This window comes from Streptomyces sp. NPDC050528, assembly GCF_044457795.1.
In the GTDB taxonomy this organism is placed as follows: domain Bacteria; phylum Actinomycetota; class Actinomycetes; order Streptomycetales; family Streptomycetaceae; genus Streptomyces.
The window spans coordinates 362,907-375,679 of record NZ_JBITHH010000005.1 but is presented as its reverse complement, the minus strand read 5'-3'; the positions used below and the strand labels follow the sequence as shown (position 1 = coordinate 375,679).

Sequence of the window (12,773 nt, the reverse complement as noted above, 5' to 3'; positions counted from 1 at the left end):
TCCCGGCGGAGGGGAACCCATGGCCACCGAACTGCCCCGCATCATCAGCGTCGACGACCACGTGATCGAACCCGCGCACCTCTTCGAGACCTGGCTGCCGAAGAAGTACCGCGACCGCGGCCCCCAGCCGCTCACCGCCGGAATCGGCGAACTCGCCTACGTGGCGGGCAAATACCAGATCACGATGGACCCGGACGGCCCGCCCACCGACTGGTGGATCTACGAGGACCTCAAGTTCCCGTACAAGCGCAACATCGCCGCCGTCGGCTTCGACCGCGACGAGATGACCCTGGAGGGCATCACCCGCGAGCAGATGCGCCCCGGCTGCTGGGACCCGGCCGAGCGGCTCAAGGACATGGACCTCAACCACGTCGAGGGCTCGCTCTGCTTCCCGACCTTCCCGCGCTTCTGCGGCCAGACCTTCGCCGAGGCCCACGACAAGGAGGTCGCCCTCGCCTGCGTCCGCGCCTACAACGACTGGATGGTCGAGGAGTGGTGCGGCGACAGCGGCGGCCGGCTCATCCCGCTGTGCCTGATCCCTTTGTGGGACGTGGAGTTGGCGGTCGAGGAGATCCGCCGGAACGCGGCACGCGGCGTACGGGCGATGACCTTCTCGGAGATCCCCACCTACCTCGGGCTGCCGTCCATCCACTCCGGCTACTGGGACCCGTTCTTCGCCGTCTGCCAGGAGACGGGCACGGTCGTCAACATGCACATCGGCAGCAGTTCCCAGATGCCCGCCGCCTCCCCGGACGCGCCGCCCGCCGTCCAGGCCTCGCTCTCCTTCAACAACGCGATGGCCTCGATGATGGACTTCCTCTTCAGCGGGGTCCTGGTGAAGTTCCCGACCCTCAAACTCGCTTACTCCGAAGGGCAGATGGGCTGGATCCCGTACGCCCTGGAACGCGCCGACGACGTGTGGGAGGAGCACCGCGCGTGGGGCGGGGTGCGCGATCTGATCCCGGATCCCCCGTCGACGTACTACTACCGGCAGATGTTCTGCTGCTTCTTCCGCGACAAGCACGGGGTCGCTTCGCTGGATGTGGTGGGCCGGGACAACGCGACGTTCGAGACCGACTACCCGCACGTCGACTCAACCTTCCCGCACACCAAGGAAGTTGCCCTCGACCATGTGAAGGGCCTCGACGACGAGACGGTCTACAAGCTGATGCGGGGCAACGCGATCCGCATGCTGGGCCTGGACCTCGACAAGTAATGGACCTCTCGTACACGGCCGAGGAGGACGAGTTCCGGGCGCGCCTGAGGGAGTGGCTGGGCAAGGTGCTGCCGACTCTGCCGGTGAAGCCGTCGCCGGACGACTGGCCCGGCCGTCGTGCCTACGACTGTGGCTGGCAGCGGATGTTGTACGACGCCGGGTACGGCCATGTGCACTGGGACGCGTCCCCGACCACCCGGCTCATCTTCCTGGAGGAGACCGAGAAGGCCGGCGCGCCCTACGTAGGGGCCAATTTCGTGGGGCTGTTGCATGCCGGGCCGACGATCGCCGCGGAGGGGACTCCCGAGCAGCGGGAGCGGTGGTTGCCGCCGGTGCTGCGCGGGGACGAGGTGTGGTGTCAGGGGTTCAGTGAGCCGGATGCCGGTTCCGACCTGGCGTCGTTGCGCACGCGTGCGTGGCGGGACGGTGACGACTACGTGGTGAGCGGGTCGAAGATCTGGACCTCGCATGCCGAAGTCGCCGACTGGTGCGAGCTGTTGGTCCGGACGGATCCTTCGGCGCCCAAGCATCGGGGGATCAGTTGGCTTGCGATGCCGATGTCCGCGGCGGGGATCACTGTGCGGCCGTTGCGGACGCTGGCCGGGTCCGCGGAGTTCGCCGAGGTGTTTCTTGATGAGGTGCGGGTGCCTGTCGGGAATCGGGTGGGGGACGAGAACGATGGCTGGCGCGTGACCATGGTGACGCTGTCCTTTGAGCGCGGTACGGCTTTTGTGGGGGAAGTCGTTGCCTGTCGGCGGGTGTTGGGGGAGCTGGCGGTCGAGGCGCGGCGGAATGGGCGTTGGGATGATCCGGGGATCAGACGTCGACTGGGGCGGCTTAACGCGGAGTTCAGGGCGTTGTGGCGGCTTACTCAGTGGAATGTGAGTGAGTCGGAAGCCTCCGGCGGTGTACCGGGTGTGGGGGGCTCGGTCTTCAAACTCCGCTACTCGCACGCTCGTCAGGAGCTGTATGACGCGGCGGCGGATGTTCTTGGGCCCGACTCCCTTGATCTGGAGCGGGCTTGGGTGTTGGACCGGCTGTCGTCGCTGTCGTACACCATCGCGGCCGGTACTTCGCAGATTCAGCAGAACATTGTGGCTGAGCGGATTCTTGGGTTGCCGAAGGGACGCTGACATGCGGTTTCAACTCACCGATGATCAGAGGGCGTTGCGGGATGCAGTTCGGGGTGTGATCGGTCGGTGGTCGGGTGCGGGCCGGTGGGGGCTGGTCGCGCAGTTCCCCGCGCCCCTTATTGACCGGGGTTTTTGGGGAGCCCTCGGAGAGCTTGGGGTGTTCTCGCTTCGGTTGCCGGAGGTGGATGGGGGAGCCGGACTCGGGCTTCCCGAAGCTGTGTTGGTGTTTGAGGAGCTTGGGTGGGGGTTGGTGCCTGGGCCGTTGGTGGCTACCCATCTCGCGGCGGGGGAGGTGCCGGGGGCGGCTGCTGGAGACGTGGTCGTGGCGGCCGTAGACGATGGGTTTGTGGAGTGGTTGGACGCGGCCGATGTGGTGCTCGGGGATGCCTCGGGGGCCGTAGCGCTGCGGTCTGTGGATCCGTTGACGCCCTTGCATCGGGTGCCGGCTTCGGCGCGGGTCGACCCTGTTGCTGTTCTTCTCACCGCTGCCGAGCAGCTTGGGACCGCTGGGCGGGTGTGTGGGCTGGCGGTGCAACACGCCCGGACTCGGGAGCAGTTCGGGCAGGCGATCGGCGCTTTTCAGGCCGTCAAGCATTTGTGTGCGCAGGCGTTGGTGCGGGTGGAGGTGGCTCGGGCCGCCGTTTACGCGGCTGCCGTCACTGCTGATCCCGTAGACATCGCCGGGGCTCGGTTGCTTGCCGACGAGGCTGCTGTGCGGGGGGCCCGGGACTGTCTGCAAGTGCATGGCGGGATGGGGTTCACCTGGGAGTCCGAGGTTCATCTGCATTTGAAACGGGCGTGGGTGCGTGCTCGGCGTGGCGGTGGGGGCACGGAGAGTGAGGAGTTGCTCGCGGCGGATTTGGTGGCCCGCGTGGGCTAGTGGGGCGCCTGCCTGCGGGGACCGAGGCGGGCTCGACAACGGTGTCGCGGATTGTGGCACACCGGAATCACGGAGCGTTGATATCGGGTTGTGTCCTACGCGTGACTTGTCACGGCCTGGAGTCGTCTGCGGGCTCCGGTACCTTGTGTGGGATGCGAGTGGTTCAAGGTACGAGCCATGCCGGTGTTGCCCGTGGGGCGACTCCGGATCGGGCGGTGCGCGCCGCCGCTCGCACGGCAGAACGGGCCTTCACCCCTGCCTGTTCGACTCCCCGCGACGAGCGTCGCACAGTATCCCGCACACGTACTCCTTCGCGCTGGAATATGCCCGAAGCGCTTGTTGGGGTGACTGAACGTCAACCATGCTGTCTCACAAGGGATTCACGTTCCGTGACCCCGGTTCTGGCCGTTGTTCTGGCCATGCAGGAAATGGCTACGATCGTGGCCCTCGTGAGGCGCGAGGCTAAGTGTCCGCCGGTTCGGATGGTGTGAGCGGTGCAGGTGCTTCAAGTGCAGCTGGAGATCCGGCCCGACCCCGCGGAGGTGGGGCGAGCCCGACGGTGGGCGCGTTCGCGCCTCGCCGGGTCCGGGATAGAGGCCGACGAACCGCTCGCGGAGACGCTGATCCTGCTCGTCTCCGAGCTGGTCACCAACGCCGTGGTGCACACCGGCTGTCCGGCCGTGCTGCGGCTCTCCCTCCCGGACGTGGTGACCGAGTCGGCGACCGTACGGCTTGAGGTGGCCGACACCAGCTGTAAGGCGCCGGTGCCGCGGTGCGCCGAGGGTGACGAGACCGGCGGCCGCGGCCTGGCCCTGGTGGACGGTCTCGCCGACCGCTGGGGCTGGAGCGCCGAGGGCACCGGCAAGCGCATCTGGTGTGAGATCGACCGGGACAGCGAGCCCCGGGAGGCCGCGGCCGCGTTCGGCGGCGGTGTCACGGCGTACGAGGGCTTCGAGTTCGAGGGCTTCGCGTACGAGGCTGTGTAGGCCCGGGTAGGTGCTGCCTGCAAGTGCCGGGCGGAGATGCGCCGGGCTGTGCTTCCGTGCGCGCCCTGCGATAAATGGGGCTTACGCCGCAAATCCCCGGATGGGCGTTGACTCGACGTGACCATGTGGTCACGCTTGTGGGCAGCGATTCGCCGCGAGGGGACGGCGAGGGCTTCGGTGACGGGAGCCCTCGGCGAGTGTGGGTCGTGTTCGGCGTGGGCCCCCTCGGGGCCGGGGGTCAGGACGGGGCGCCGGAGTCGGATGGCGGCACGCGGTGCCGTGCTCGGGGCGGGCAGCAGCGCGCCGCCATCCGACCGTAAGTCCGGCCCTCGTCAAAACCGGACTGTCCTAGAGGATGGCGATCGGGGCCACCGGGGTTCCCGTTGCGCCGACGAAAGGTTCGGGCATCGCCGACAGGAAGAACGTGTAGCGGTTCTCTTGTCCACAGGCTGTGGACAACTCTTCGAGATTCCAGTTCTGGCCTTGCAGCATGCCCATCTCGACCAGGTCGAGCGCGTGCACCGGCAGCCACAAGTCGGCTATTTCCGGCGGAAATATCTCAAAGGTCAGGGTGTCGTTCGCGACCGCCGCGACATCCCGCGCATGGAACCACTCCGGCGTACGGACCGACAGCCCGGGTGACGGATAGCCGTACCCCTGCTTGTCGCCGGCCAGATACACCTGCACCTGCCCCGTCCGTACGAGCACGATGTCGCCGGCGCGGACCCGCGTACCGGCGAACTCCTCGGCGGCTTCCAGGTCTTCCGGGGTGACCGCGTGACCGCCCTCCAGGCGATCGACGCCCCGCGCGCGTGCCACGTCGAGCAGGACCCCGCGCGAGACGATGTGCCGGGCCTTGTCGATTCCGCTGAACTCGGCGCCGCCGTGCGGGGTTACGGTGCCGGCCGGGCGGCCGTTGTAGAGCTTCCCGGAGTGTGAGACGTGGGTGAGCGCGTCCCAGTGCGTGCCGGCCTGTAGGCCCATCGTCACGGCGTCGTCGCTGCACGCGACCGTTCCCGGGCCGAAGAGTTCCTGGTTGATCTGCACCATCGCGTGCAGGGGGTTGATCCGACCGGGGATCATCCCCGTCTGGACGCCGTCCTGTTGGAGCGGCAGCGCGAGGGGGATGCGGCGGCCGGTCCGGATCTCGGCGGCGGCCTCCCGGATCACGTCATCGGTGATCAGGTTCAACGTGCCGATCTCGTCGTCCGTGCCCCAACGCCCCCAGTTGTTCACGCGCTTGGCGATGTCGTGGAACTCCGGACCGAGTGACGGCGGTGACGCCTGCGGTGACCTCTGCGGTGACATCGGGGCCTCCCCGGGGCTTGTCTCCAGGTATCTGACGGGTCGTAGAATCTGAGTCGAATCTAACGGACCGTCAGAAACCGCGGGAGGGGCCGGACATGGGGAACTTCTTGGCTGGCAAGGTCATCGCCGTTACGGGGGCCGGGCGGGGGATCGGGCGGGCGGTCGCACTTGCGGCCGCGGAGGAGGGGGCGCGGGTTGTCGTCAACGACTACGGGGTCTCCATGGACGGGGGGTCGCCTACGAGTGAGATCGCGGAGGGGGTCGTCAAGGAGATCTTGGCTGCGGGTGGGGAGGCCGTTGCCGTTGCCGATGACATCTCAACCATGGCTGGGGGGCAGCGGGTTGTCGACGTCGCGGTGTCTTCGTTCGGGCGGATCGACGGGGTGGTGTGCGTTGCGGGGATTCTTCGGGAGCGGATGCTTTTCAATATGTCCGAGGAGGAGTGGGATCCGGTTGTCGCTACTCATCTGAAGGGGACGTTCACTGTGTTTCGGGCGGCTTCTGCGGTGATGCGGAAGCAGCGGGCGGGGACGTTGATCGGGTTCACCAGTGGGAATCATCAGGGGTCGGTTTCTCAGGCCAATTACAGTGCGGCCAAGGGCGGGATCATCTCGTTGGTGCGGAGTGCGGCTCTTGGGCTGAACAAGTACGGGGTCACTGCCAACGCGGTTGCGCCTGTTGCTCGTACGCGGATGTCTGCGAACGTTCCTATGGAGTTGGCGGAGATCGGGTCGCCGGAGGATGTGGCGGCGCTTGTTGTTTATTTGTTGTCCGAGCGGGCTCGGGAGGTGGGGATTACCGGGCAGGTTTATACGGTTGCCGGGGAGAAGATTGCTGTTTGGGCTCAGCCTCGGGAGTTGCGGGCGGCGTATGCCTCCGGCGGTTGGACGGCTGAGAAGATCGCGGAGTTTTTGCCGGGGTCTGTTGGGGTGGATCCGATGCCGATGCTTGGGCGGTTGCAGGAGATGGAGCGGGCTGCGCGGGGTGGGGAGCGGCCTAACGCCTAGGGGGGGTGGGGGGTTTGTGTTGTGTGGCGTGTACGGGTGCGTTGGGGCTGGTCGCGCCCCGCGGCGGAGCCGCTAATAGATACAGCCCCGCACCCCTTAAGTAACTGACCTGAACGGTGTTCTTGGGGAGCCCCCTGTGGAGTTTGGATTTGCTGCCGCGGATGAAGTGTTTCGGGCTGAGGCTCGGGCTTGGCTTCTTGCGCATGCTGAGGCCGGTCAGGATCGGCGGGTGTGGGAGCGGACGCTCGGTAAGAACGGGTGGATCGGGCTCGGTTGGCCCGAATCCGGATACGGGAATCGCAGTGCCACCCTTACCCAACAAGTTGCCTGGGCTGAGGAATATGCTCGGTCGGATGCACCGCCTCGGTCTGGGCATATTGGGGAGAATTTGCTGGCGCCCACCCTTATTGCCCACGGGACCGACGAGCAGAAGTCCCGCTTCCTGCCCGCTGTTGCTGCCGGGGACGAGTTGTGGTGTCAGGGGTACAGCGAACCGGGGGCCGGGTCGGATCTGGCCGGGATACGGACTGTTGCCGTTCGGGACGGTGGGGAGTATCGGATCACCGGGCAGAAGATATGGACCTCGCTCGCCCATGAGGCCGACTGGTGTTTTGTGTTGGCTCGGACTGAGGTGGGGTCTCGGCGGCATCGGGGGTTGAGTTTTCTGCTCGTGCCGATGGATCAGCCGGGGTGTGTCGAGGTGCGGCCCATACGGCAGTTGACCGGGACGAGCGAGTTCAACGAGGTGTTTTTTGATGGGGCACGTGCGCGTGCCGAGCATCTTGTGGGGGGTGAGGGCGAGGGGTGGGCCGTTGCCATGAGCCTGCTCGGGTTTGAGCGGGGGGTGTCCACGCTGGCCCAACAGATCGGTTTCGCGCGGGAGTTGGGGCGGGTTGTTGAAGCCGCCGTTGCCTCGGGGGCCGTTGGTGATCCTGTTCTGCGTGATCAACTCGTGCGGCAGTGGGCCGAGTTGCGGGCCATGCGGTGGAACGCCCTGCGGACTCTGGGGCGGGCCGGGGATGCGGGGGCTCCCAGCGTGGCCAAGCTGTTGTGGGGCGGGTGGCATCAGCGGCTCGGGGAGTTGGCGATGCGGGTGCGGGGGGCCGCGGCGGCGGTGGGGCCCGTCGACTGGACGCCGTCACTGTCGTATGAACTCGACCTGTTCCAGCACCAGTTCCTCTTTTCGCGGGCCGACACGATCTACGGCGGCTCGGACCAGGTTCAGCGCACGATCATCGCCGAGCGGGTGCTCGGTCTGCCCAGGGAACCCAAGGGGGTCGTCTGATGCGCGGTGTGGTCTTCGACGGCAAGCAGATCCAGGTCGTGGACGATCTGGAGGTACGGGAGCCGGGGCCCGGGGAAGTGCTGGTCGCGATCTCTGCGGCCGGGTTGTGCCACAGCGATCTGTCCGTGGTGGACGGGACCATACCCTTCCCCGTTCCTGTGGTGCTGGGGCATGAGGGTGCCGGGGTGGTGGAGGCCGTGGGCGCGGGCGTCAGCCATGTCGCGCCCGGGGATCATGTGGCCCTGTCCACGCTCGCCAACTGCGGGACCTGCGCCGAGTGCGACCGGGGGCGGCCGACCATGTGCCGGCAGGCCATCGGGCGGCCGGGGAAGCCGTTCACACGGGGCGGGCAGTCGGTGTACCAGTTCGCTTCCAACTCCGCCTTCGCCGAACGGACCGTGGTGAAAGCCGTGCAGGCCGTGCGGATTCCGAAGGACATTCCGATGGCGTCCGCCGCGCTCATCGGGTGCGGGGTGTTGACCGGGGTTGGTGCTGTGCTCAATCGGGCGCGGGTCGGGCTGGGGGAGAGCGTTGTCGTCATCGGGACGGGTGGGATCGGGCTCAATGTTCTTCAAGGGGCCCGGATCGCGGGGGCGTTGACGATCGTCGCGGTCGACGCGAATCCCGGGAAGGAGGCTGTGGCGCGGGAGTTCGGGGCCACGCACTTCCTTACGTCGGCCGAGGGTGTGCGGGAGATTCTGCCCAACGGGGCGGATCATGCGTTCGAGTGCGTCGGGCGGGTGGAGTTGATTCGGCAGGCCGTGGACCTGCTGGATCGGCATGGGCAGGCGGTGTTGCTCGGGGTGCCGCCGGCCACCGCCGAGGCGTCCTTCCTCGTCTCGTCCATGTATTTGGACAAGTCGATTCTCGGGTGCCGGTACGGGTCTTCTCGGCCGCAGCGGGACATCGCGCTGTACGCCCAGCTGTATCGCGAAGGGCGGTTGCTGCTCGATGAGTTGGTGACCGAGACGTATCCCGTGGAGGACTTCGAGAAGGCGGCGGGGGATGCGGAGGCGGGGCGGGTGGCGCGCGGGGTTCTGACGTTCTGACGGGCCCTGTTGAGCGGATGGGCTCAGTGGGTGGCTGGAGTTATCCACAGGCGGGGGAAAATCGCGGGGCGTTGTCGGTCCCTGGCCTTAGCGTTTCGGCATGACTTACCGCGATGTCGTCTCCCGACAGGTCCTGACCTGGGCCTGCACTGCCATCGGTGCCCGGATGCCGGTCGCCATGGCGCCGCTTGCCCTGGTCTTCCTGGTGCGCGAGCGGCCTGGCGGCTACTCGCTGGGCGCGATCCTCGCGGCGGCCTATGTCCTGGGGGAGATCGGCGGTGCGCCGGTACTGGGGATGCGGTTGCGGCCTGAGCGGGCTCGGGTTCAGTTGGCTGTCGGGCTCGCGGTCGGGACGGTCGGGTTTCTGGGGCTCGGGGTGTTTCCGGGGGCGCATCCTGCCGTGCTCGCCGGGTTCGCGTTCGTCGCCGGGGGCGCGCCGTCCGCCGCGACCGGTGGACTGCGCACGCTGCTCAGCGAGTTGGTGCCGGCGCGGTCCGTGGCGCAGGCGTTGTCCGTCGAGTCGATATTGACGGCGGGCGTGTGGGCGGTGTCTCCGGCGGCGGTGGCGGGGCTGGCGCTCGGTGTTGCGCCACGGGTTCCGTTGCTGCTTGCCGCCGGGTTGATGGCGTGGTCGGTCGCGGGGTTGTGGCTGCTGCCGGCGAGATGGGGCGCGGGCGGTGCGGAGGGCGTGGACGGCGGGGAGGGGCCTCCGTTGCTCCGGGTGCTGGTCGGGGCGTGGCCGGTGTACGTCGTGGGCGCGGCCAGCCTCGCCCTGCTCGGGCTGTCGGAGCTCGTCCTCCCGGCCCTCCTCGAACAGCGGGGCATCGGCGTCGGTTGGTCCGGCCCGCTGCTGACCGGGATGGCGGTGGGTGGTGGGCTGGGCGCGTTCGTCTACGGCTTGCGTGGTTGGCCGGGGCTGTTGCGCACCCGGAGTCTGGTGCTGATGCTCGGCACCTCGGTGTGTGTGGCGCTGGCCGCGGTGATACCGGCCATGGCGGGGATCGCGGTCGCGCTGGTCATGGGCGGCACGCTCCAGTCGGGGGCGATGCTCACCCGGAACCTGTCCCTGCGGGAGGTGTTGCCGCCGCGTGCGTTGGCTGCGGGGTATTCGGTCATGTACGCGGCGGCGGGGGCGGGGTATGCGGCGACGGGGTCGTTGGCCGGTGCGTTGTTGAGGGTGGCGGCGCCTTCTACGGCGATTTTGGCGGGGGTGTGCCTGACCGTGGCGATGACTGGCGTGGGGTGGTGGGGCGAGGTGCGGCGGGCGAGACGGGGCGAGGGTGCGGAGGGGAGTGGCGAGGGGAGTGGTGGGGGCGCCGTAGAACTAGGGGGTGTTGGAGCTGGAGTGGTTGCAGAGGGTGCCAAGTCAGCCAAGTGAGCCAAGTGGGCTGTGGCGCCAGGTCAGTTGAGGGCGCCGACCGTGCCGTGGTGGTCGGAGTTGGCGGTGGCGCGGTCGGGTTCGGAGCTGCCGGTGGCCCCTGTTGCCGCCGTTGCTCCTCCCGTGCGGAAGGTGCGGCGGTAGCCGGTCGGGGTGACGCCCAGGGCCGTCTGGAGGTGCTGGCGCATCGACTGGGCCGTGCCGAAGCCGGCGTCCGTGGCGACCTGGTCCATGGAGAGGTCGGTGGATTCGAGGAGGTGGCGGGCTCGTTCGACGCGTTGCTGGGTGAGCCACTGGCCGGGGCTGACGCCGACCTCCTCGCGGAAGCGGCGGGTGAAAGTGCGCACGGACATCGCCTCCTGCTCGGCCATGTCCCGGAGTTGGATGGGTTCGTGGAGGCGGCCCAGGGCCCAGGCGCGGGCGGCGGTCGTGGTCGCCACCTGGGGGTCAGGGACCGGGCGGTGGATGTACTGGGCCTGGCCGCCGTCGCGGTGGGGCGGTACGACCGTGCGGCGGGCGACGTCGTTGGCGACGGCGGTGCCGTGGTCGCGGCGGACCATGTGCAGGCACAGGTCGATGCCGGCGGCGACACCGGCGGAGGTGAGGACGTCGCCGTCGTCGATGAACAGGACGTCGGCGTCGACTTCGATCTGCGGGAACAGTTCCTGGAAGCGTTCGGCGTCGGCCCAGTGCGTGGTGGCGGGGCGGCCGTCGAGGAGGCCGGCGGCGGCGAGGACGTAGACGCCGGTGCAGATGGAGGCGAGGCGGGTGCCGGGGCGGATGTGGGCGAGGGCGGCGGTGAGCTCGGGGGTGAGGACGCCCTCCTCGAAGACGGGGCCGAGTTCGTACGACGCCGGGACGATCACCGTGTCGGCGGTGGCCAGGGCCTCCGGGCCGTTCGGGACGTCGACGGCGAAGTCGGCGTCGGTGTCGACGGGGCCGGGCGGGCGGACCGAGCAGGTGACGACCTCGTACAGCAGCCGCCCCTCGGTGTCCCTGGGGCGGCCGAAGATGCGGTGCGGGATGCCCAGCTCGAAGGGGAGGAGGCCGTCGAGGGCCAGGACGACGACGCGGTGGGGGCGGAACTCCGGCTCGGACTCTCGGCTCATGGCCCAATCCTAGCGAATGCTGTCCTTCGGGCCAGTGGATCGGGACGGGTGGGATGCCGGAAGCTCATTGACGTGACGCAGACAACCGATGCCACGCCCGGTCCCGGCACCGCCGAGGAGCCCGGCCCCGCGCCCAGTGGCCGTAGCGGCCGTAGCCGTACTCGGATCAACCGTGCGTGGTTCGTCGCCGCCGTCACGTTCGTGACGATCATTGGGGCGGCGGCGTTCCGTTCGCTGCCCGGGTTGCTGATCGATCCGCTGCACCAGGAGTTCGGGTGGTCGCGCGGGACGATCGGGGCTGCGGCCTCCATCAATCTCGCGCTCTACGGGCTGACGGCGCCCTTCGCGGCGGCGCTCATGGACCGGTTCGGGATCCGGCGTGTGGTCGCGGTCGCGTTGACCGTGATCGCGCTCGGGTCCGGGCTGACGGTGTGGATGACGGCGCCGTGGCAACTGCTGCTCTGCTGGGGCCTGTTGGTCGGGCTGGGGAGCGGTTCGATGGCGCTCGCGTTCGCGGCGACGGTCACCAACCGCTGGTTCACCGCGCGCAAGGGCCTGGTCACCGGCATCCTCACGGCCGCTTCGGCGTCGGGGCAGCTCATCTTCCTGCCGCTGCTGTCCTGGATAGTCGAGAAGCACAGCTGGCGTCCCGCCGCCGTCACCGTGTCCCTCGCGGCGCTCGCGGTGGTGCCCTTCGTGTGGCTGCTGCTGCGGGACCACCCGGCGGACGTGGGCGCGAAGCCGTACGGCGCGAGCGAGTTCGTGCCGAAGCCGGAACCGGTGACGGGTGCGGCACGCCGTACGGTATCGGTGCTGTTCAAGGCGGTCCGCACGGGCCCCTTCTGGCTGCTGGCCGGTACCTTCGCGATCTGCGGTGCCTCCACGAACGGTCTGATCCAGACCCACTTCGTGCCCGCCGCCCACGACCACGGCATGCCCATCACGGCGGCGGCCTCGCTGCTCGCGGTGATCGGCGTCTTCGACGTGGTCGGCACGATCGCCTCCGGCTGGTTCACCGACCGCTTCGAGCCGCGCCGCCTGCTCGCCGTGTACTACGCCCTGCGCGGCATCTCGCTCCTGTTCCTCCCCATGCTGCTGGCCCCCACCGTCCACCCGCCCATGCTCTTCTTCATCGTCTTCTACGGCCTCGACTGGGTCGCCACGGTCCCTCCGACCCTCGCCCTGTGCCGCGAGCAGTACGGCGAGGACAGCGCGATCGTCTTCGGCTGGGTCCTCGCCTCCCACCAGATCGGCGCGGCGCTCGTCGCCTTCCTGGGCGGGGTGGCACGGGACGCGTTCGGGTCGTACGACATGGTCTGGTACGTGGCGGGGGCGTTGTGCGCGGTGGCGGCGCTGATGGCGCTGGTGATCCGGCGGCGGCCGGTCGTGCGGACGGGTGCGGGTGCGGTCGCGGTGGCGTGA

General features: G+C 68.6%; 11 protein-coding genes. 9 read left to right on the top strand and 2 right to left on the bottom strand.

What is annotated here, in order from left to right:
- Positions 1-19: 19 nt before the first annotated feature.
- The 4 genes from ACIBK4_RS19930 to ACIBK4_RS19915 all read left to right on the top strand — a co-directional run bounded on the left by ACIBK4_RS19930 (position 20) and on the right by ACIBK4_RS19915 (position 4,215).
- A complete protein-coding gene (locus ACIBK4_RS19930) occupies positions 20-1,216 on the top strand; it encodes an amidohydrolase family protein (protein WP_398996073.1) in 1,197 nt (398 codons plus the stop codon).
- Positions 1,216-2,349, top strand: coding sequence for an acyl-CoA dehydrogenase family protein (locus ACIBK4_RS19925; protein WP_398996072.1), 1,134 nt, complete (start codon positions 1,216-1,218; stop codon positions 2,347-2,349). Before ACIBK4_RS19930 ends, ACIBK4_RS19925 begins: the two co-directional genes overlap by 1 nt.
- 1 nt (position 2,350) lies before the next feature.
- Positions 2,351-3,229, top strand: a complete 879-nt coding sequence (locus ACIBK4_RS19920) for an acyl-CoA dehydrogenase family protein (protein ID WP_398996071.1) — start codon at positions 2,351-2,353, stop codon at positions 3,227-3,229.
- A 494-nt stretch (positions 3,230-3,723) separates the two neighbouring features.
- Entirely contained in the window at positions 3,724-4,215 is a 492-nt protein-coding gene (locus ACIBK4_RS19915; protein WP_398996070.1) for an ATP-binding protein, read from the top strand.
- A 348-nt stretch (positions 4,216-4,563) separates the two neighbouring features.
- Here ACIBK4_RS19915 and ACIBK4_RS19910 read toward each other — a convergent pair whose 3' ends face one another.
- The gene (locus ACIBK4_RS19910; RefSeq protein WP_398996069.1) at positions 4,564-5,523 is read right to left on the bottom strand and encodes a cyclase family protein; all 960 of its coding nucleotides are present in this window, start codon (positions 5,521-5,523) and stop codon (positions 4,564-4,566) included.
- Positions 5,524-5,618: 95 nt separating this feature from the next.
- Here ACIBK4_RS19910 and ACIBK4_RS19905 point away from each other — a divergent pair, with 95 nt between their 5' ends.
- The 4 genes from ACIBK4_RS19905 (at position 5,619) to ACIBK4_RS19890 (ending at position 10,242) form a co-directional block, all read left to right on the top strand.
- Positions 5,619-6,530, top strand: coding sequence for an SDR family oxidoreductase (locus ACIBK4_RS19905; RefSeq protein WP_398996068.1), 912 nt, complete (start codon positions 5,619-5,621; stop codon positions 6,528-6,530).
- A 136-nt stretch (positions 6,531-6,666) separates the two neighbouring features.
- Positions 6,667-7,815 (top strand): acyl-CoA dehydrogenase family protein, encoded by a 1,149-nt coding sequence (locus ACIBK4_RS19900; RefSeq protein ID WP_398996067.1) that lies wholly within the window; start codon positions 6,667-6,669, stop codon positions 7,813-7,815.
- Complete coding sequence (locus ACIBK4_RS19895) at positions 7,815-8,864, top strand: Zn-dependent alcohol dehydrogenase (RefSeq protein WP_398996066.1); 1,050 nt, start codon at positions 7,815-7,817, stop codon at positions 8,862-8,864. Before ACIBK4_RS19900 ends, ACIBK4_RS19895 begins: the two co-directional genes overlap by 1 nt.
- Before the next feature lie 100 nt (positions 8,865-8,964).
- Positions 8,965-10,242 carry an MFS transporter gene (locus tag ACIBK4_RS19890; protein ID WP_398996065.1) on the top strand — a complete coding sequence of 426 codons (1,278 nt, stop codon included), beginning with the start codon at positions 8,965-8,967 and terminating at the stop codon, positions 10,240-10,242.
- A gap of 23 nt (positions 10,243-10,265) precedes the next feature.
- Here the strand turns inward: ACIBK4_RS19890 and ACIBK4_RS19885 are convergent, their stop codons facing one another.
- Positions 10,266-11,351, bottom strand: coding sequence for a GlxA family transcriptional regulator (locus ACIBK4_RS19885; protein WP_398996064.1), 1,086 nt, complete (start codon positions 11,349-11,351; stop codon positions 10,266-10,268).
- Positions 11,352-11,423: 72 nt separating this feature from the next.
- Here ACIBK4_RS19885 and ACIBK4_RS19880 point away from each other — a divergent pair, with 72 nt between their 5' ends.
- Complete coding sequence (locus ACIBK4_RS19880) at positions 11,424-12,773, top strand: MFS transporter (protein WP_398996063.1); 1,350 nt, start codon at positions 11,424-11,426, stop codon at positions 12,771-12,773.